Here is a 19851-nt window from a genome sequence, read left to right on the forward strand (position 1 = left end):
AACATGAAACGATATCTGTTGCCCTTGGGGGGATTTCTTGTGCTGCTGACCTTCCTGGGCGTGGGCTTGCGGCTCAAGCCGCAGGAAATTCCTTCGCCGCTGATCGGCAAACGCGCGCCGGCGTTCGCGCTGCCGCAGGTGGAGGATGCAGGCCGCACCTTCCGATCGAAGGACATGGATGGCAAGGTCTGGGTTCTGAATGTGTGGGCGTCGTGGTGCGCACCTTGCCGTGCCGAGCATCCGGTGCTGCTTGAGTTTTCGCGACTGGGCGCGGCGCCGGTCGTCGGCTTGAACTACAACGACGCGCGCGGCGACAGCCAGAGATGGCTGCGGGAATTCGGCAATCCGTATCTGGTGTCGGCATTCGACGGCGATGGCAAGACCGGCATCGAGTTCGGCGTGTACGGCGTCCCGGAGACGTTCGTCATCGACAAACGCGGGCAGATACGGCTCAAGTTGACCGGCCCGTTGACGTCGGACGTTATACGCGACAAGCTGCTGCCGTTGATACGCGAGTTGAATCATGCTTGAGATTCGACGACAGCTACTGGCCTTCTGCACGGCGATGCTGTGCTGCGTTGTGCAGGCAGCACCGCCAGCCGACGCCGCGCTTGAGCTGCGGGTCAATCATGTGGCCGAGCAGCTGCGCTGCCTGGTCTGCCAGAACCAGACCATCGCCGACTCGCACGCGCAACTGGCGCTGGACTTGAAGAACGAGGCGCGAACGCAGTTGGCGCAAGGACGGTCCGAGCAGGACGTGATCGATTTCATGGTTCAACGCTATGGAGACTTCGTGCTGTATCGGCCGCCGTTCAAACCAAATACCTGGCTGCTGTGGACAGGACCGTTCCTGCTGCTGGCTGCCGGGCTGGCCACATTGCTGTACATCCTGCGACAGCGGGAGGAGAAAACATGACAGGATTTATCTTGATCGCTACGGTCATGCTGGCTTGCAGCCTGGGTTTCGTCTTGCCGGTGCTGTTGCGCCGAGAGGCTGGATGCGGCGACGGCATACCGGCACCACGCCAGCGATGGCCGCTGGTGTTGATCGCCGTTGCGGTACCTGCGCTGGCCGCCTCGCTGTATGCGGGGATCGGCAATTTGAAAGGGCTGCTGCCGCCGCTGGAATCGGTGCAGGCCGACGCTGCCGGCGCGGTCGGACCGGAGCAGATCGAAAGCATGGTCACCCGCCTGGCGCAGCGGCTGGCGAAGCAGCCCGACGATGCGGACGGCTGGCGCATGCTGGCCCGGTCCTACGAAACGCTGCGCCGCTTCGACCAAGCTGCGGATGCATATCGCCACCTGCTGGCGCTGGAGCCGCAAAACCCGGATTTGCTGGTGGACTACGCGGTGGTGCTGGGCATGACACTGAACCGCACGCTGGTTGGCGAACCGGAAGCCTTGATCGGCCGCGCGCTGGCCATCGATCCGAACCACATACAGGCGTTGGCTTTGTCGGGCAGCGCGGCACTTGAGCGGGGCGACGTCGCTAGTGCGGTCAAGCCGTGGAAGAAGATACTGGCGCTGGTGCCGGCCGATTCCGATGTCGGCAAGTCGATCGCGGAGAATATCGCCAAGGCCCAGTAGAACTGAGCCGAGGCACGGCGTTATGCTGCTTCTTCGTGATGATGATGGTCGTCGACCGATGGCGGCAACGGGATGGAATAAATGCCGGCCTCGGTGGACAGCAGCAGGCCGGCCACCGAAGCCGCGTTCTGTAGCGCCACGCGCGTCACCTTGGCCGGGTCGAGTACACCCAGTTCAAGCAGGTCGCCGTAGCTGTCGTCGGCGGCGTTGTAGCCGAAGTTTCCGCTGCCCTGCAGCAGGCGCGCAAGCACCACAGCTGGCTGACCGCCGCCATTGCTGACGATCTGCCGCAGCGGCTCCTCCACCGCCCGCAGGACGATGGCGATACCCGCATCCTGATCGGCGTTCGCGCCGCATAGCTCGCCCAGCGACTGGCGCGCACGCAGCAGGGCCACGCCGCCGCCGGGGACTATGCCCTCCGCCAGCGCCGCGCGGGTGGCATGCAATGCGTCTTCCAGCCGCGCCTTTTTCTCCGACAGCGCTGCTTCGGTGGCGGCGCCCAACCGGATAACCGCTACACCGCCTGCCAATCCAGCCAAGCGTTCCTGCAGCTTGTTGCGGTCATAGCCGGCGGGCGTGGTGTCGATCTGCGCCTTGATCCGGCTTGCACGTACCTGTATCGATTCGGCAGTGCCGCCGCCATCGATGACGATGGTGTGTTCCTTGCCCACTTCCACGCGGCGTGCTTCGCCAAGGTCCGCCAGCGTAACCTGCGCCAGCGTCAATCCTGAATCGGCAGACACCACGCGGGCACCTGTCAGCGCGGCGAGATCCTCCAGGCTGTCTCGCCGCCGTTCACCAAACCCCGGCGCCTTGACCGCCACACACTTCAGCAGGCCGCGCGAATGATTGACCACCAACCCCGCCAGTGCCTCGCCCTCCACGTCCTCCGCCACGATCAGTAGCGGACGCACAGCCTTGACCACCAGCTCCAGCAATGGCAGCAGTTCGCCCACGTTGGCTATTTTGACATTCGCCAGCAGTATCAGCGGCCGTTCCAGCTCCGCCACCTGGCGCTCCGCATCGCTGATGAAGTAGGGCGACAGATAGCCGCGCTTGAACTGCAACCCCTCAGCGATGACCAGATCATCCTCAAGCGATGGACCGTCTTCCACCGTGATCACGCCATCGTTGCCGACGCGCTCGAACGCCTTGGCGATGATGCCGCCGATGACCGCATCCGCATTGGCCGACACGGTCGCCACCTGCGCGATTTCGCGATTGCCCGACACTGGCCGGGCTGACGCCGCAAGTTCGGCCACGATGGCTGTCACGGCCTTGTCTATGCCACGCTTCAGCTCAATCGGGCTGAAGCCAGCGCTGACATACTTGAGACCTTCGCGCACGATGGACTGTGCCAATACCGTAGCGGTGGTGGTGCCGTCGCCGGCATCGTTGCCGGTGCGGGCCGCCACTTCCCTGATCAGCTGCGCGCCGATGTTCTGCAGCGGATCTTCCAAGTCGATCTCGCGCGCCACGGTCACACCGTCCTTGGTCAGCACGGGACTCGCGTGGCCGCGCTCCAGCGCGACGTCGCGCCCCTTGGGGCCCAGCGTCAGGCGGACCGCGTTGGCGACGATGTCGACGCCGGAAGCCAGGCGCCTGCGGGCGCTGTCGCCGAATATCACTTCTTTCGCTGCCATGCTGTTCCTTCATTGTGAATGTGCACCGATTGTAGGTGGGCGGCGGCAGGCGTCAAAGTAAGACATCCGCATTAGCTTAGCGCCTGTACGTATAAGGCCTGCTTTGCACGCCGGCTGTTGCGGCGACAGCAGCGATTGTTGTCACGCTGCTGCCCAACCAGCAGCTCAGCTGCATGCATCAGTGGCGATAGCCCGGGAATGCACGAATATCCACACATGGCACGCGACTTGCGTTTTGCATGGTTCTTTACTTTTTTGGTAGGAATTTCAAGTTATGAATAAGAAGCCATTGGCTATATTGGTTGCTGCGGCCTCGATGGGCGCGGGACCGGCGTGGGGTGCCGATGACAAGGCGGTCGCAGATCTTCAGCAGGAGGTGGCGCGTCTCAGGCAGGCACTCGCGCAGGCGCAGCAGGAGTTGGCTGCGCGGCCCGCAACCGGATCGCCGGCGTCGCAACAGGCTACCCCGGTGGCCGTGGCCGAACCTGCGCCTGCGGCGGCTCCGCAAGAGGAGGCTGCGGCACTTGGCGAAGTCACTGTGCGTGCGCGCAGCCGGTTGGAGAAACTGCAAAGCGTGCCGGTATCCGCATCCGTCGTCTCCGGCAAGGAGCTGGAGCGCGAGGGCGCGGCCGACCTGGATTCGATCACCAAGCGCGCGGCCAACGTCTCGTGGAACCCTGGGAACGCACGCACCAGCAGCCTGTCGCTGCGCGGCCTGGGCAAGCAGTCGCAGACGGATGCGATGGACCCCAGCGTGGGCATCGTCGTCGACGGCCTGGCCTATTCGTATAACCCGCTGGCCAGCTTCGATTTCTACGATGTCGATTCGGTGCAGGTCAGTCGCGGCCCGCAGGGCACGGCCGGCGGCCGCAGCGCCAACCTCGGCGTCATCAGCATCAATACACGCCGTCCCAGCTTTGCCCCAGATTCCGATTTTTCCCTTACGCTGGGCGAAAACCAGCGTCTGATCGCGCGCGGCGCCATCGGCGGCCCTGTCATCGACAACCTGCTGGCCTGGCGCGGTGCGTTCGAGGTCGATCGCGGCAGCGGCTACGTGAAGAACGCCTACGATGACGAAAGCGCTTACGGAAATCATGATCGCGTCTCAGGCCGCGTGCAGTTCCTGCTGACGCCGAGCGCCGACTTCAGCGCGCGACTCGCGGTGGAGCTGACACCGCAGACCGGCGAATCCTTCAACGGTAAACTCTTTTACAAGCAAACGCCGCTCAAATATTCCAACGGCGCCGACAATCCCTTGACATCCGATGCGCAAACGCGGTTGGCCCGGCGCTGGTTCACACAGCAGGGCAACTACAGCTATGCGGCCAACTATCTGAACGGCGCGGGCACAGGCGTCGTCAACCTCGACGCGCAGACGCCGACGCTGACCGATACCAAAGGCGCCAGCGCGGAACTGGTCTGGAGCCTGGGTACGCACACGCTGACTTCCATCACCGGCTACAAGGACATGCGTTTCAAGGTGCGCAATGACGAGGGCACGCCGTTCGACATCAGCAAAAAGGGCGGGGGCCACCTGGACCGCTTCTCGCAACTGAGCACCGAACTGCGGCTGGCCAGCGCGCAGGGCGGCCTGGTCGACTACCAGACCGGTATCTATTTGCTCACCAGCCGCAATGCCTATGACTCGGCCAAAGGCTTCGGCAGCGACGCCGGCGCCTGGTTTGCCAATGCCGCGCAGTACAAGGCCCTGGACGCCGATGGCAATGGCCGCTACCTGCTGGAGAATTCGCTCAGTGGCCTGCTGACGGTGCCACTGCAGCGCATCCACAACCGCAATGCGGCGATCTACGGGCAGGCGAACTGGCATCTGTCCGAGCCGTTGACGCTAACCACCGGCCTGCGCCTGACACGCGAGGACCGCCACAACATCACGAACAATCTGGTGGCCGACAATGGCTATGCTCCGGAACTGAACCCGGTCGCGGTCAACAACGTGCAGCTGGGCGGCTTCGATTCGGCGTCCTCCGGTAAGCTCAATCCTGGCAATTCGGCGGCGCAAATCGCGCTGGCCAACTCCGTGGCGCAGAAGTACTTCAACGTGCCAACCTATGCGGCATTGAGTACTACCCAGCTGGCGCAGGTGGCGGCGGCCAAGGCGCTGCGCCTGACCAACCTGGGCGTGTTGTGGAACGATGTCGATGCGGCGCCGTTCAAAAAGACGCAGCCTTCGCTGGTGCTCAGCCCGAGCTACCGCTTCAATGAAGAGGTGACCGGCTATGTCTCCGTACAGTATGGCGAAAAGGCCGGCATCTCGCAAAACACCAACGGCATATCGAATCCGATCAAGCCGGAGAAGACGCAGTCCTATGAGCTGGGCTTGAAGACGGCGCTGCTGAGCAAGACCCTGATACTCAATGCCGATGTCTTCTTCAGCAATATCAAGGACTACCAGCAGGCGGTACAGGTGTTCGACGCCTACACCACCAGACTGCAGAACGATGGCAAGAACTACTACGTCGCGGCCACCGGCAACGTCGCCAAGGTGCAGGTCAAGGGGCTGGAAATTGACGGAACCTATACCGGTATTCCGAACACCGCGGTGCGGCTGGCCGGCGCCTACAACGATGCCGTCTACAAGGACTTCAAGAACTCCGCGCAGCCGGCGGAGAATGGCTACCCTGGCGCGGCGCCGTACACCGACGTCTCCGGCCAGAACCTGCCGGGTGCCGCCAAGTTCACGCTGTCCGTGGGAGCCGAGTATCGGGTGCCGGTGTTTGCCGCTCACGAGTTCCACACCAGCTTCAATACCTCATACAGCAGCCGAGCCAATTCGGATATCGCCCTGTCCTCCTATGGCTGGATACCTGCCTACAGCATCACGGACTTCTCGATAGGGTTGGGTAAGCGCGACAAGAGCTTCGACTTCAGCGTGATCGCGAAGAACCTGTTCAACGATCGTACGCCGAGTGCGCAGACCTGGAACACGGTCACGCCTTCGTCGCCGCGCTGGCTGGGTTTGATGGTAAGCGGGAAGCTGTAACAAAAACGCCGGGCGGATCGGGGATCCGTCCGGCGCGTGGGGAGGACGTCAGTTCGCGGCGAAGCAGTACAGCAGGCCGGCGCCGCCGGTGGCGACCAGGTTGGCCTGGCCGCAGCCGCGGCTTGGATGCGCAGCGTTCCATGACGAGTTGCCGCCGCCAGTGCGGTCGAAGTGGCCCAGTTGCGCCGAACCGTCGGCAGCGCTGCTGGTATAGTTTTTGCAGGTGTGATCCGCCGCGTCGGCGAAGGCACGGCCGTCCGGCTGCGAGCCGGTGATGATGTCATGCTCGTTCGGCTTGTCGCCTGCCCCCTTCACCGGCTCGTTCTTCTCGGTGAAGACGGTGGTGCGGGTCAGGTTGTTGCCGAGGCGGGCCGCATCGAGCGTGTCGCCGTGCAGGTGCGCGACATCCTTGGCCACCGCCGCGCCGCGTGTGTTGAACCACGGCCCGCTGCCGATGCGGTCGCGCGCGTTGACGGCCGGCTTGCCATCGGCCGCCTGCGTGCTCAGATAGGCGCGCCAGGTCTGCTTGCCGGCGCCGGCCGATTCGGCCAGTTTTTGACAGTGCGCATCCGCACCGGCCAGGCCGCCCAGGTCCGCGCCTTTGCCCAAACCTTCGCTGGTGACGAAAAAGCTCAACGGCTTGGCCGGGTCGGTTGAACGCGCGGTGTTCGGTTGCTGTGCGGGCGCCGGCGTTTGCGCGGAAGCCGCCGTGGCCAGGCACAGCGTCGTGACGGCGCCGCAGATCAGTGCTGATTTACGTAAGAAAGTAGTCATGTTCAGTCTTTGGATTTGAAGTCGTCATGGCAGGATTTGCAGGTGCGCTGCAGTTTGCCGAATTGGGTTTTGATGGCGGCGACGTCGCCTCCGCCGGCCACGGCCGCCAGTTCGCCGGCTTCCTTGCCGAAGCTGGCGTTCAGGTCGGCGAATTTTTTCGGATCCTTGAACAGCTCCGGCTTGGCGCTGGTGTCGTGCCAGCCTTTGCCCTGTTCGGTACCGGCCGCAAACAGTCCGCCCAGGCCCGAGTTGGCGATGGCGGCGATGACGTTGGCGGCGCGCTGCACTTCGTCCTTGTTGTACGTGCCTTCGACCGACGCCTTGATGCGGCCAGTGTTCCAGGCCACGATCTGGAACGCCGACTGGCGCCACTTGATCAGGTTCTCCGGCTTGGGCGCTTGCTGCGCCAGCACGCTGGCGGAACCGGCGAGCAGGGCGATCGCCAGGGATGGTGCGAGGATTTTCTTGAGTCGTTGATTCATCGTTTTTCCATCGTGAGGTTAAAAATCGCTACTTGGCGCGTCCGCCGTAGCCTTCCGCCAGCAGGGCGATCTTGTAAGCGGCGCCGCGGCCGACGACGTACAGGGTTTTCTTGTCCGGGCCGGCGAAGGCCAGGTTCTGCGGTGCTTTCGGCAAGGCGATGATGCCCAGCGCCTCTCCCTTGTTCGAGAACACCTGGATGCCGGCGGTGGACGCCACATACAGCCTGCCGCTGGCATCGACCGCCAATCCATCGGCGCCGCTGCTGGCGCCGGTGTCCGTCTTGCGCCAGCCTTCCAGTTTCGCGAAATTGCGGCGAGCGCCGATGCTGCCGTCGGCGGCGATGTCGTAGGCCAGCACGTGCTCGCCGGCGGTGTTGGCGACATACAGCACTTTCTCGTCGGGGCTCAACTGGATGCCGTTCGGGCGTTCGATGTCGGCAGCGATGCGCTGAAGTTCGCCTGACGGCGTGATGTGGTACACGGCCGGTTTGGCGACCACCGGCTGCTCCGCCGGTGCCGGCGTGCCTGCAGGACGGGGTGGTGCGCCGGAATCGGTGAAGTAGACACCGCCCTTGCGGTCGACCACCAGGTCGTTGGGCCGGCCGAAAGGCCTGCCTTCATACTGGTCGGCCAGCGTGCGCGCATGCGAGGCCGGATAGACGATGCCGACGCGCGGCTTCAGCACCTGCACCGCGTACAGGTCGCCATTGGCGGTGAAGCCCAGGCCATTGGAACCGTTGGTGTTGTCGAGGAAGATGGACGTGGAGCCGTCGGCGGCGATGCGGGTAATGCGGTTGGCCTGAGTCTCGGTGAAGATCAGGCTGCCGTCTGGCAGTACCACCGGGCCCTCGGTGCCGGTGAAGCCTTCCTTGATCAGCTGTATCGGCGTGCCGGCTGCCACTACGCCGGCGATGGCGGGTGTCAGCGCGGCAGCGGCGGTGATCTGTGCATGGGCGGTGAGGTCGGCTGCCACCAGCGCCACGCCCGCGGCGATGGCGACGGCCAGGTGCGGTTTCCAGATTGTGAGGTTCTTCATCGTCCGCGCCTCATCAGGATTTTTTGGAAGGATGCTGGGCCAACTGCTGCACCGTCGCCAGCGCCTTCTCGACGTTGGCTTCAGGCGTCAGGCCGCCCACGGTGGCGGCGATCTTGCCGTCCGGCGTAACGATGAAGGTGGTGCGTTCGGCGGCGGCGTGGTCGATCTCGATGCCGCGCGTATCCTTCTTGCCGGCGGCGATTTCCCTGATCGCCAGATCGTACGATTTTGCGATGTCGCCGTTGGCGTCAGCCGCGACCGGGAACTTGCCGGCGCAGTAGTTCGGATCGGCCGAGAATTCGTTCAGGCGCGCGATACTGTCGAGCGAGACGCCGACCACGGTGGCGCCGGCGGCGCTGAACTTGTCATGATTGACGGCGAAGGTGTGGGCCTGGATGTTGCAGCCGCCGGTGAAGGCGGAAGGATAGAAATAGACCACGACCGGGCCTTTCTTCAGCGCGTCCTTGAGCGAGAAGGCAAAAGCCTTGCCGGCCTGCGAAGCCTGGGCCTTGAAGGCCGGTGCGGCGTCGCCTTCCTTGAGCGCGGCGCTGGCCGGCAGGACGACCGTTGCGGCCAGCAGTGATGCGATGATCAGTTTTTTCATTGATATTCCTGTTTTGGTTGGATGTCTACATCTCGGATACGTAGCGCGCCAGCGATTCGATCTCGGCGTCGGTCAACGGTGCCGCCAGCTGGTTCATGACGCCGCCGGCGCTGTTGTTGCGGCTGCCGTTGCGCCAGTCCTGCAGTTGCTGCTCCAGGTAGCGCTGTCCCTGGCCGCCGATCACCGGCGCCACGCCGGCCACGCCTTTGCCTCCGTCACCGTGGCAGGCGACGCAGGCGGGCAGCTTGCGCGCCGGGTCGCCTTGCGCATACAGCTGCCGCGCGACCGGATGGGCCGTGGCGTCCTGCGCTGCGGCCGGGGCGGCGCGTGGCGTGCCGGCCAGGGCCGGCAGCGTGGCGAAGTAGGCGGCGATGTCGGCCAGGTCGGCGTCGCTGATCCCGGTCGCCATCATCTTCATGAACTCGTGCTTGCGTTTGCCGCTGCGGAAGTCCTGTATCTGCTTGACGATATACGCCGGATACTGGCCTCCCAGCTTGGCGAACTTGCCGTCGGTGCCGTTGCTGAAGCCCTGGCCTTCGCCGGCGGTGCCGTGGCATTCAAGGCATCGCTCGGTATCGGCCTTTTCCCTGCCGGCCACCGGATCGCCCGGCGGCGCGGCGAGGGCCGGCGACAGCATCATCGTCAGCAACAGCGTCAGTAACTTCGCCGCCGTCTGCAATACTCTGAAAATAAGCTACTCCTTCTTGTAAAACGTGTGGCAGGTACGGCAGGTGCGCGACAGCGTGGTGGCAGCCGTGGTGGCCGATTCAAAATTGTTGGCCGCCACGTAGCCGACGATCTCGGACGACAGGTCCTTGCTCTGCTTCGCCAGGTCCACCGCGTTCTTCGCATCGCCCTTGTGGTCGAAGAATGTCTCGACCTCCGCAAACATCTGCGTCAGTTCCTTCGCGTCGGCGGTGGCGCCTTGCTTGTTACTGAGGGCGATATTGGAAGACAGGCTTTTGTTGGTGTCCTCGATGGTCTGCATCAGGTCGACGCTGAGCTCCTCCGCCGACCGGACTCCGGCCGACAGCAGCATCGACACTGCAATCACAAAAATGGCTTTACCTGACCTCATGGACGCAACTGGCCTCGAATCTCGCCTGGCTTGTGGTCGGCGCTGTGCACGTTGATATACAGGTTGCCGGCCAGGTAGCTGGCGTACTGCTCGTCGTTCAGCGTGGCGCCGGCCGGAACGGACCAGGTGTTGTCGCCGGTTTTGGCCAGCGTGATCACCGGCGGACCGCTCTTGCCCGGGGCGGCCAGGTGGATGTGCGCGGCGGTGGCCTGCACTTCCTTGGTGGTGATGCCGCCGCTGACCGCGTGCTCGGCACCGGCGCCGACCGAGATCGTACCGCTGCCGCTGGCGCTGGTGGCGACGGCCGGCGTTTCTTCAGCGCCGGTCAGGACTACCTTGGTGTCGCCAGCGTGGGCCGCTGCGGTGGCCAGTGCGAGGATCACGGCTATGCTGTATTTTTTCATGTGTATTTTCTTTCTTATGCCAACAGTTCTTTGATGACTTTTCCGTAGACGACGGTCGGACGCTCCGATCGGCCGTTGTTGAGGAAAGTGGTTTTCAGGTGGTCGAGGCCCAGCAGCTGCAGCACGGTCGCATGCAGGTCGTAGGTGTCGACCGCCTTGTCCTTGTCCGCAACCTGCAGGCCGATTTCGTCGGTGGCGCCGTAGGTGGTGCCGGCCTTGACGCCGCCGCCCGCCACCCATTGGGTGTAGCCCCAGGGGTTGTGGTCGCGGCCATTGCCGCTCTGGCCATACGAGGTGCGGCCGAATTCCGAAGTCCACACCACCAGCGTCGATTCCAGCAGGCCGCGCGCTTCCAGGTCCGCCAGCAGGCCGCCGATCGGCTTGTCGATCATGCGGGCGTTGACGGTGTGATTCTTTTCCAGTTCGCTGTGCGCATCCCAGCTGGTGATTTCGGTCTGGCCGTCCGGCGCCCCGGACACCACCTGGATGAAGCGCACGCCGCGTTCCACCAGGCGGCGGGCGCGCAGCAGCGTGGTGCCGTAGCTGGCGCTGGTTTCGTCGTTCAGGCCATACAGCTCCTTGGTGGCGTCGCTTTCCTTGGTCAGGTCCACGGCTTCCGGCGCGGCCACCTGCATGCGGTCGGCCAGTTCGTAGGAGCGTACGCGGGCTTTCAGCTCGGTATCAGCCGAGTAGCGCGCCGCACCGTCGTTGTTGAGGCGCTTGAGCAGGTCCAGCGAAGCGCGCTGCTGGGCCGCCGTGCGTAGCTCCGGACGTTCCAGGTACAGGATAGGCGACGGGCCCGGACGGAAGGCCGTGCCTTGATATACCGCCGGCAGGAAGCCGGAGTTCCAGTTGACCGAACCGGCGCTAGGCTCGCTCTTGCCGTTATAGAGCACCACGTACGGCGGCAGGTCCGGATTGGCCGAGCCCAGCGCGTAGCTGACCCACGCGCCCAGCGACGGACGGCCTGGACTCAGGTCGCCGGTGTTCAGCTTCAGGATCGAGATGTCGTGCGTGGCGCCGACCGTCACGCTGGACTTGATGAAGGCGATCTTGTCGGACTGGGTGGCGATGCTCGGCACCAGGTCCGAGAACCACGAACCGCTGTCGCCGTGCTGCTTCCAGGTGCGCTTGGATGCATACAGCTTGCCGACGCCGCCCTGGGTGCTGGTCTTGATCCCTTTCAGGAAGGAGGCCGGCACGTCCTGGCCCGCCAACTTGATCAGGTCAGGCTTGTAGTCGAACAGGTCCAGCGTGCTTGGCGCGCCGTTCATGTGTAGCCAGATCACGGACTTGACCTTGGCCGGAAAGTTCGGCTGCTTCGGCGCCAGCGGATCGGCCAGCTCGGCGGCGCTGGCCGCGTGCAGCAGGCCTCCGCCCGGCAGCAGGCCGGTGAGGGCGCCGGCACTGAGGCCCAGGCTGGATTTAAGCAGGAAGTCGCGACGGGAATTGATACTCATGGTGCTGTCCTTTGTATGAATGATTAGAAGCGGTAGGCGAAGTCGTTGGAATTGGCGACTGCGTGAACCAGGTCGACAAACGCCGCCGCCCGGACCGGATTAACTTGCTGGTTCTCTTTCAGGCCCGACGGCACGGCGATTTCAAACTTGCCTTGCGCGTTCTTGGCCAGGATGATTTTTTCCTCTTTGTCGAGGAAGTCCTTCAGCGCCGCCTTTTCGTTCTTGTTCGGAACGCGGGCAAACAGGATCTCGTACAGACGGTTGATCTGCGCCGATTCATCCTTGCCGGCTTCGCGGATCACGCGGCCAGCCAGGGCCTGCGACCAGCCGAACACCACGTCGCTGTTGAACAGCGTCAGGGCTTGCAGCGGCGTGGTGGTGACGTCGCGCTTGTGATGGGCATGCGACGGATCGGCCAGGTCGAAACTCTGCATCAGCGGATACGGCACGCTGCGGCGCACGAACACATATACGCTGCGGCGGTTCTGCTCCGCCGGATCCTTCGACGGCGTCCACAGATTGCCGGCGTTGAAGTTCGACGGCACCGGCGGGAATACGGCAGGGCCGCCGATCTTGTCTTCCAGCTGGCCGGATGCGGCCAGCAGCGAGTCGCGGATTTCCTCGGCTTCGAGGCGCTTGCGTGGATAGACCGCCAGCAGCTTGTTGTCCGGGTCGACCTTCAGCACATCGTCGCGCTGGCCGGAGGACTGGCGGTAGACGCTCGACAGCAGGATCTCGCGGTGCAGCTTCTTGACGCTCCAGCCTTGCTTGACGAAGTCCGTGGCCAGGTAGTCCAGCAGTTCCGGGTGGGTAGGCTTCTGGCCGGCGCGGCCGAAGTCCGCCACGGTGCCGACGATGCCGTTGGCGAAGTACTGGCTCCAGACGCGGTTGACGAACACGCGCGCCGTCAGAGGATTGTCCGGGCTTGCCAGCCAGTTGGCCAGCGCGGTGCGGCGGCCTGACGAGGTGGCGGTGGGCTTGATCTCCAGCTTGGCGTTGGCGCCGGCCCACAGCACCGGCAGCGCAGGCTGTACTTCATCCGTCGGCCGCTCATGCACGCCGCCGAAGCGGACGAAGGTCGGCGGCGCGTCGGGGTGACCCAGCTCGGTGGCGGTGGTCAGCGTCAGGCTGCCTTTTTCAGGACGCAGCTTGTCGAACTTCTTCAAGTCGGCGGTCAGCTTCTGGTATTGCTTCCACTTCTCGACGTTTTCCGGCTTGTAGTCCGGCGTGTCCTTGTCTTCTGCGGTCAGCTTCAGGTAGGCCACCACGTCCTGCTCCGAGCTGACGGACTTCAGGCGGAAGTTGACCCAGCGGTCCATCGCGTTCCATTCCGTTTCCGGCTTGAAGATGGCCTCGCGGCTGTCGGTCAGGTAGCGTTCCTTGTGATATTTGACGGCCACGGCGCGCACGGTGTCCAGGATGGCTTTCTGCTGCGCGCGGATATCCTTGGTCGCTTCGCGGTAGGCGTTCTGCTGCTTCTCGTAAGCCAGTTCGCCCTCTCCCTTGGCGGCCGGCGCTTTTTCGTCGAAGCTGGTGTTGGCGAAGTAGGCCTGCAGCTGGAAGTATTCCTTCTGGGTGACCTTGTCCGCCTTGTGATTGTGGCAGCGCGCGCAGCCGACGGTGGCGGCGAGGAAGGTCTCGCCGACCAGGTCCGTCATGTCGGTGGCGATCTGGTATTTGCGCTGCACCAGGTCGCGTGAGTTCGAGTTGTCCGGATAGCCGGCCAGGAAGCCGGTGGCGATCTTCGCTTCCTGGCTGTCAGGCCAGATCTCGTCGCCAGCCAGCTGCTCCCGGGTGAAGCGGTCGAACGGCTTGTCTGCATTGAAGCTGTTGATGACGTAGTCGCGGTAGCGGAAGTTGTTCGGACGGGTGGTGTCGTTCTGGAAGCCGGCGCTGTCGGCATAGCGCGCCAAGTCCAGCCAGCGGCGCGCCTGGCGTTCGCCGTAATGCGGCGACGACAGCAGGCGGTCGGCCAGCTTTTCATAGGCGTCCGGCGACTTGTCGTTGACGAAGGCCTTAACCTCTTCAGGCGTCGGGATCAGGCCCCAGGTGTCCAGTGTCGCGCGGCGGATGAAGGTGGCGCGGTCGGCGTCCGGTGATGGCTTCAGGCCTTTCTCTTCAAGCTTGGCGAGCACGAAGGCGTCGACCGGCGTGCGCACCCAGGCCTTCTGCTTGACCACGGGGACCGTCGGCTGGGTTGGCGTGGTATAGGCCCATGCCTTTCCAGCGGTCGGTGTTGCGGCTTTGGAGGCGTCCTCCGGCGCAGCCGACAGCACGGCGGAAAAGCACAGCAGCACGGCGATCGATAGTATCTTTATTGCGGGCTTGTTCACTGACTTGCTCCTTCTGATAGGTGTTAATGCGGCTCTCTAAGCTTTAGATAGCAACTACCGGGCCAGCGCCTTCATATCGCCCATGTGATTGATTTGACTGGGATTTCTTCCGAGTGCGAGGAAGGCGCCTGCTGCTGCGCGGGCAGATGCTGCGGCCTGCTGTTGAATAAACAGCAGGCCGCTGTTGGACTTACAGCTTGCCGCTGAAGGTCAGGCCGTACCAGCGCGGATACGGATTTGGCGCATAGCTGACCCATGCCGGCTCGTGCTTGCGGTTGTCTGTCAGGTTCTTCACGATCAGGCTGACATCGAAGCCGCTCTTGGTCGACAGGCCGATGGCGAAGTCGGTTATCGCATTGCCCGGAACGTAGCCGTAGGAGGACAGCGTGTCGCTGTTGTTATAGCGGCTGGTGAAGGCGGTGTTGAAGCTGGTGTGGAACTGCCTGTCCGCCCACACCGGCGCGCGGTACTCGGCGCCGACGTTGCCGGTCCATTTGGCCACGCCGGGCAGCGTCAGGCCGCTCTGGTCGACGTAGGTGGCCGTCAGGTAGCCCAGTTCGTCCGGCTTGGCCGCCTGCGGGAAGCTGATGTAGCGGGCATCGGTGTAGGCGCCGGATACGCGGATGCTGAGGTTCTGGATGCCTGAGTACACCGCATCCAACTCCAGGCCACGTGCGCGCGCCTTGGGCACGTTGCCCTGCGCCGTCACGTAGGCGGTCGGATTGGCCTGGCCGTTGGCGATGTTGGTCTGCGTGGTGAAGTCGTCCACCACCCGCACCGTCGACTGGTAGTCGCGGATATTCATCTGGAACAGGTCGGCGTTGACGATCAGCGTGTTGTTCAGCAGGCTCGATTTCAGGCCGACTTCAAACGCGTTGGTCTTTTCCGGCCGCACGTTGGCCGACAAGCCGTTGACGTTGAGCGCCGAACCGGACTTCTCCCCATACTGCCACGAGGTATAGCCGGTGACGTTGTCGTTGAAGCGGTAGCTTGGGCTCAGCGTCGAGGTGGTCAGGTTGTCGTTGTAATAGCTGGTGATGCCGCTGATAAGCTGCCCGACCTGGCCTGCGCGCAGCGCCTTGGCCGCCGCCACCTGCGCCAGTTGCGCGGTGGTCAGGGCGCCGTACGAGGCTGCGCCGAAGTAGCGGTTGGCCACAGCATCGGCCAGCGCCAGTTGCGCAGAGCTGTTGCCGGTGGCGAGCGCGCCGCTGGCGGTGGAGTTGAAGCCGCCCAGCTGCACGCCTCGCACGGAGACCGGATTGAGGGCCGCGCCGGCGCCGTTGGCGGTCAGGAAGCGCGTGTCGGTGGTGTTGCGGTTTTCGTGCGTCAGGCGCAGGCCGCCGGTCAGGCTGACCGCGTCGGTCGCGTGCCAGGTGGCGTTGCCGTAGATCGCCGAGCTCTTGGTGTGCACCACCGTGTCGCCTTTAGCCACTGCGTCGTCCAGCGAGTCCTTGAGCAGCGCAAGGCCCGCGCCGCGGTTGGCACCGGCGTTGCGGTCCAGCGTGTTGTACTGGCCGACGGTGGCGAACCACGCGCCGGCGTCCGAACCCCAGCCGGTCTTGGAGGCGATGTCGTCGTCGGTCTTCAGGTAGAACAGGCCGGCCACGTAGTCGAAGGCGCCGCCCGGCTTGGACTTGAGCTTGAACTCCTGGCTGAACTGCTGGTAATCCACGCCGCCGCCGCCGTTGCGGTTGATGTCGAACGGCGTGCCTTCGTCGTTGTGCGCGTCGAAGGTGTATTTGCGGGTGGCGGTGATGGAGCTGAGCGTGTGGTTGGCGACGTTCCAGGTCAGGTCAATCTGGCCGCCCTTGTTATGCACGGTCTGGCCCTGGTTCTCGTTGAAGTTAAGGTTGTTGTCGCCGATGTAGTTGTTGTCATAGGTGTAGGGCGTGCCGTTGAAATCTCGTCCGGCGAACCATGCGCGGCCCGGAGTGTAGACGCCGGTGGCGTTGGTGAAGCCGGTCAGCTTGGCGCGCGTGGTGGTGCCGCTGGGGTCCGTCAGCGAGCCGTCGGCGAAGCGGTCGGGCTGATTCTTGTAGAAGGTCAGGCCGTTCTGTACTTGCGGCGCGTGCGGCTCGAGATCGAAGCTGACGCGGACGTTGAAGTCGGCGGTCGGCGTGAACAGGAACTGGGTGCGGCCGCTGACGCGGTTCTTGTTATACAGGCTGTAGTTGGTATCGAAGTTGTTGACGTAGTAGCCGCGGCTGCGGTCGACCACGAAGGAGCCGCGCCAGGCCAGCAGGTCGTCGATGATCGGGCCGCCGAGATTGGCCTTGGCGATCAGCGTGTCGCGTTGGCCGTAGGTGATCTGGTAGTCGGCGCTCGGGTAGAACGACGGACGCTTGGTGTTGACGCTGACCACGCCGGAGCTGGCGCCCTTGCCGCCCAGCGTGCCTTGCGGGCCGCGCGTGACGTCGACCGAATCGACGTCGTAGAAATCGAAGTTAGCCAGTTGCGACAAGCCGTAGCTGACGCCATCGACCACCATGCCGACGCTCGGATCCTGCGTTTCGGTGAACGAGCGCTTGCCCAGGCCGCGTATCGACAGCGAGGCGCCGCGTGTGTTGTTCTGGTTGAACTGGATGCCGGCGCTACGCTTGGTGATGGCGCTGAGGTCTTGCGCCAGTTCGCGATCCAGCTCCGCGCCGCTGACTACGGAGACGGACAAGGGCACGTCTTTCAGCAGTTCGATCTTCTTCTTGCCGCGCACGGTGACGGCGCCCAATGCCTGCGGTTCTTCTTCGGCCGCAGCGACGGTGGGGGTAGGCGCCGGAGCCTCGGCAGCCGGCGCCACCGGGGCGGCTGCCGAACCGCCTTGCGCCTGCGCGGCCAGCGCCTGTTTCAGCTTGGCGTTCTCCGCCAGTACTCGGGCGATTTCCGCCTGCAGATCAGCGATGGTCGGCGCGTCGGCGGCATGCAGCGAACCCGTAGCCAGCAGGCCCAGCGCGGCGACAACAGCTGCGGCCAACGGCGCCGCTCGGAAGTGGTTCGGTAAAACGTTATGCGTTTTGCTCATTACTTTGCTCTCCTGATGGTGGCGGTGGTATTGAGCTCTATTTCGCAAGTTACGTGCCATCACGGATAAATTGTTTATACGATTAACGTATATGTTTAAGCACCAGTATTGGCGTGCCCGCATGCTTGCGTACGGGGTAGCGACTGCGCGTGGAACGACTGAAGGCGCTGTTGAATCCACAACAGCTCTGCTGTATTTTCTGTTGGCGCATCACCAGGCCGTTGCGGATAAAAACTGCAGGAAGCCAGCAAATACGGGCGTTCCGCGATACGCAGGTGCTTGGCATGATAGTTGCGAACGAAGCGGATGAGCCATCTCACTCATTCACTTCGAAAGCACACACCATGAAAAAAATCCACATAGCAGCATTGGCACTGGCGCTGGTATCCAGCGTTTCCGCATTCGCGCAGCAAGCCGCGCAACCCTGGACTTACAAGACCAAACAACTGGAGCGCGCTGAAGTCGACGCGCTGCTGGCCAAGCCGGAAAAGCTGGTCGTGATTGACGTGCGCCGTCCGGACGAAGTAACGACCAAGGGCAGCTTCCCTGTCTTCCTGAATATCCAGGCCAAGGACGTCGAAAACCAGTTGGCCTATATTCCAAAGGACCGCGTCATCGTCACCGTCTCGAACCACGCCCATCGCGCCGGCGCCGTCGGCGACCTGTTGACCGCCAAGGGCTTCAAGGTGGCCGGCGCCGCCGGCTCGGAAGACTATGAATCGCAGGGCGGCAAGATTGTCCGCATCGCGCCGCCGGTCAAGCAGGTTGCCGCCGCAGCCCCGAACTGAGTCCAGCCATGAACAAGCGCGCCACCTATGAGGAAGTGCAGCCGCAGATTGCGGCACCGGCCGGCAAACGCATCCTGGTATGGGACCTGCCGACGCGGATATTTCACTGGTCGCTGGTGCTGGCGGTGACGGTCGCCATCGTCAGCGGCGAGATCGGCGGCGACTGGATGGAAATCCACGGCAAGGCGGGCCTGGCGATACTGGGACTGGTGACCTTCCGGCTGGTATGGGGATTCGCCGGTTCCACGCATGCCCGCTTCGTGAATTTCGCGCCGACCGCCGGCAAGCTGCGGGCCTATCTGCGCGGCCGCTGGAAGGGGCAGGGGCACAATCCGCTTGGCGCGCTGTCGGTGTTTGCGCTGCTTGGGCTGCTGGCGGTGCAGGCCACCACGGGCTTGTTCGGCAACGACGAGATCTCGTTCACCGGCCCGCTGTTCGCGCTGGTGGAGGAGGGGCTGGCAAATCGTCTGACCGGCCTGCACAAGCAATTGGCGTATGTGCTGCTGGGGGTGCTGGCGCTGCACATCGTCGCCATCCTGGTCTACCTCGTTCTCAAGAAGGATAACCTGGTCAAGCCGATGGTGACCGGATTCAAGGAGGTGCGCGTTGGCGCCTCCGCGATCAAGGGTAGTTGGGCCGCGCTGGTGCTGGCGCTGGCCGCCGCCACTGCGGTGGTGTCCGCCGCCAGCGGCGCTGTTCACTGGTAAGCAGCCGTCGTGCGCGGGCTGTTGGCTGCGCAGCAGCTGGCGGCCGATGAAATACAGAGTTTTCAATGAAATCAGTCACTTGAAGTCCGGGCACGGTTTCTGCTCAAGGATGTGCAAGGACAATAGCGAAAGGGCATCATCATGACCGCACTGACTTTTGAGAGTATGAATTATTCGCCGCGCCGCGCGGCGGTGCGCCGGCAGGCGCGGCCCGCTCCGCGCGTGCAGCCGGTTGAAGCGGCTGCACCGGTCAGCGCTGCGATTCCACGTACCGGCATTGCCGGCAAAGGCAACAAGCGCGGCCTGGCTGCGCTGGTCGGCCTTGCGGTGGTATTGCATGCAGGCGTGATCATCGCCTTCCACCAGGGCGGTCAAATCGAACCTCTGCCGCCGAAAGCGGCCGAACCGCTGGCGATAGAGTTTGCGCCGCCGCCACCGCCGCCACCCGAGCCGCCCAAGATTCAGCCGCAGGTCGCCAAGGTGGCGCCTGCGCCGGCCAAAGCGCCGCCGCAAGTGCCGGTAGTGGCGCAGGCACCGATCGACGACGGCCCTCCAAGCGCGAACACCGTACAGGTGGCGACACCGGCACCGCCGGCTCCAGTGGCCGCGCCGCCTGCGCCGCCGGCACCCGAGCCAATCACCGAGCCGCGCGGCTATGCGGGCTACCGCAGCAATCCGGCGCCGGAATATCCGGCGCTGGCGCAGGACCGCGGCCTGCAAGGGCAGGTTGTGCTGAAGGTCCACGTGCTGGCCTCGGGCAAACCGGACAACGTCGCCGTCGATAAATCCAGCGGTCACAAGATACTCGACGACGCTGCGGTGAAGGCGGTGCTGGCGTGGTCGTTCGATCCCGCCAAGCGCGGCCAGACGCCGATCGACGGCTGGGTCAAGGTTCCACTGAATTTCAAACTTTCCTGACTTTTTATACTAAGGGTGCA

The 19851-nt window shown here is 63.9% G+C and carries 18 protein-coding genes; 7 read left to right on the top strand and 11 right to left on the bottom strand.

Features of this window, described 5'->3' with window-relative positions:
* Positions 1-3: 3 nt before the first annotated feature.
* Genes ACSQ3S_RS09220 through ACSQ3S_RS09230 form a run of 3 tightly spaced genes read left to right on the top strand, consistent with a single transcriptional unit; the run spans position 4 to position 1587 of the window.
* Complete coding sequence (locus tag ACSQ3S_RS09220) at positions 4-531, top strand: DsbE family thiol:disulfide interchange protein (RefSeq protein ID WP_436142189.1); 528 nt, start codon at positions 4-6, stop codon at positions 529-531.
* Positions 524-916 (top strand): cytochrome c-type biogenesis protein, encoded by a 393-nt coding sequence (locus ACSQ3S_RS09225; protein ID WP_436142190.1) that lies wholly within the window; start codon positions 524-526, stop codon positions 914-916. The genes ACSQ3S_RS09220 and ACSQ3S_RS09225 overlap by 8 nt, the downstream gene beginning before the upstream one ends.
* Positions 913-1587 carry a tetratricopeptide repeat protein gene (locus ACSQ3S_RS09230; protein WP_436142191.1) on the top strand — a complete coding sequence of 225 codons (675 nt, stop codon included), beginning with the start codon at positions 913-915 and terminating at the stop codon, positions 1585-1587. The genes ACSQ3S_RS09225 and ACSQ3S_RS09230 overlap by 4 nt, the downstream gene beginning before the upstream one ends.
* A gap of 20 nt (positions 1588-1607) precedes the next feature.
* Here the strand turns inward: ACSQ3S_RS09230 and groL are convergent, their stop codons facing one another.
* A complete protein-coding gene (gene groL / locus ACSQ3S_RS09235) occupies positions 1608-3230 on the bottom strand; it encodes a chaperonin GroEL (protein ID WP_436142192.1) in 1623 nt (540 codons plus the stop codon).
* 274 nt (positions 3231-3504) lie between these two features.
* On the opposite strand from groL, the gene ACSQ3S_RS09240 reads away from it, so the two are divergent.
* On the top strand, positions 3505-6231 hold the full coding sequence (locus tag ACSQ3S_RS09240) for a TonB-dependent receptor (protein ID WP_436142193.1): 2727 nt from the start codon (positions 3505-3507) through the stop codon (positions 6229-6231).
* Positions 6232-6279: 48 nt separating this feature from the next.
* On the opposite strand, the gene ACSQ3S_RS09245 is transcribed toward ACSQ3S_RS09240, so the two are convergent.
* The 10 genes from ACSQ3S_RS09245 to ACSQ3S_RS09290 all read right to left on the bottom strand — a co-directional run bounded on the left by ACSQ3S_RS09245 (position 6280) and on the right by ACSQ3S_RS09290 (position 17418).
* Entirely contained in the window at positions 6280-7005 is a 726-nt protein-coding gene (locus ACSQ3S_RS09245) for a lectin (RefSeq protein WP_436142194.1), read from the bottom strand.
* 2 nt (positions 7006-7007) lie between these two features.
* On the bottom strand, positions 7008-7487 hold the full coding sequence (locus ACSQ3S_RS09250) for a c-type cytochrome (RefSeq protein WP_436142195.1): 480 nt from the start codon (positions 7485-7487) through the stop codon (positions 7008-7010).
* Positions 7488-7515: 28 nt separating this feature from the next.
* A complete protein-coding gene (locus ACSQ3S_RS09255) occupies positions 7516-8523 on the bottom strand; it encodes an SMP-30/gluconolactonase/LRE family protein (protein WP_436142196.1) in 1008 nt (335 codons plus the stop codon).
* Positions 8524-8536: 13 nt separating this feature from the next.
* The gene (locus ACSQ3S_RS09260) at positions 8537-9127 is read right to left on the bottom strand and encodes a peroxiredoxin (protein ID WP_436142197.1); all 591 of its coding nucleotides are present in this window, start codon (positions 9125-9127) and stop codon (positions 8537-8539) included.
* Between the two features lie 25 nt (positions 9128-9152).
* Positions 9153-9767, bottom strand: coding sequence for a c-type cytochrome (locus tag ACSQ3S_RS09265; RefSeq protein ID WP_436145002.1), 615 nt, complete (start codon positions 9765-9767; stop codon positions 9153-9155).
* A gap of 54 nt (positions 9768-9821) precedes the next feature.
* Positions 9822-10205 carry a hypothetical protein gene (locus tag ACSQ3S_RS09270; RefSeq protein WP_436142198.1) on the bottom strand — a complete coding sequence of 128 codons (384 nt, stop codon included), beginning with the start codon at positions 10203-10205 and terminating at the stop codon, positions 9822-9824.
* Complete coding sequence (locus tag ACSQ3S_RS09275; protein ID WP_436142199.1) at positions 10202-10609, bottom strand: CHRD domain-containing protein; 408 nt, start codon at positions 10607-10609, stop codon at positions 10202-10204. Before ACSQ3S_RS09275 ends, ACSQ3S_RS09270 begins: the two co-directional genes overlap by 4 nt.
* A 14-nt stretch (positions 10610-10623) precedes the next feature.
* On the bottom strand, positions 10624-12069 hold the full coding sequence (locus ACSQ3S_RS09280) for a DUF1501 domain-containing protein (protein ID WP_436142200.1): 1446 nt from the start codon (positions 12067-12069) through the stop codon (positions 10624-10626).
* A 23-nt stretch (positions 12070-12092) separates the two neighbouring features.
* Positions 12093-14402: a DUF1549 and DUF1553 domain-containing protein gene (locus ACSQ3S_RS09285; protein WP_436142201.1), complete on the bottom strand. Its 2310-nt coding sequence runs from the start codon at positions 14400-14402 to the stop codon at positions 12093-12095.
* A 190-nt stretch (positions 14403-14592) separates the two neighbouring features.
* A complete protein-coding gene (locus ACSQ3S_RS09290) occupies positions 14593-17418 on the bottom strand; it encodes a TonB-dependent receptor (protein WP_436142202.1) in 2826 nt (941 codons plus the stop codon).
* Between the two features lie 344 nt (positions 17419-17762).
* Here ACSQ3S_RS09290 and ACSQ3S_RS09295 point away from each other — a divergent pair, with 344 nt between their 5' ends.
* The 3 genes from ACSQ3S_RS09295 to ACSQ3S_RS09305 all read left to right on the top strand — a co-directional run bounded on the left by ACSQ3S_RS09295 (position 17763) and on the right by ACSQ3S_RS09305 (position 19831).
* Complete coding sequence (locus tag ACSQ3S_RS09295; protein ID WP_176655065.1) at positions 17763-18206, top strand: rhodanese-like domain-containing protein; 444 nt, start codon at positions 17763-17765, stop codon at positions 18204-18206.
* A gap of 8 nt (positions 18207-18214) precedes the next feature.
* On the top strand, positions 18215-18913 hold the full coding sequence (locus tag ACSQ3S_RS09300) for a cytochrome b/b6 domain-containing protein (protein ID WP_436142203.1): 699 nt from the start codon (positions 18215-18217) through the stop codon (positions 18911-18913).
* Positions 18914-19054: 141 nt separating this feature from the next.
* On the top strand, positions 19055-19831 hold the full coding sequence (locus ACSQ3S_RS09305; RefSeq protein WP_436142204.1) for an energy transducer TonB: 777 nt from the start codon (positions 19055-19057) through the stop codon (positions 19829-19831).
* The last annotated feature ends 20 nt before the right edge of the window (positions 19832-19851 follow it).

The organism is Duganella sp. LjRoot269 (genome assembly GCF_964254095.1).
GTDB classification, from domain to species: Bacteria; Pseudomonadota; Gammaproteobacteria; order Burkholderiales; family Burkholderiaceae_D; genus Rugamonas; species Rugamonas hordei.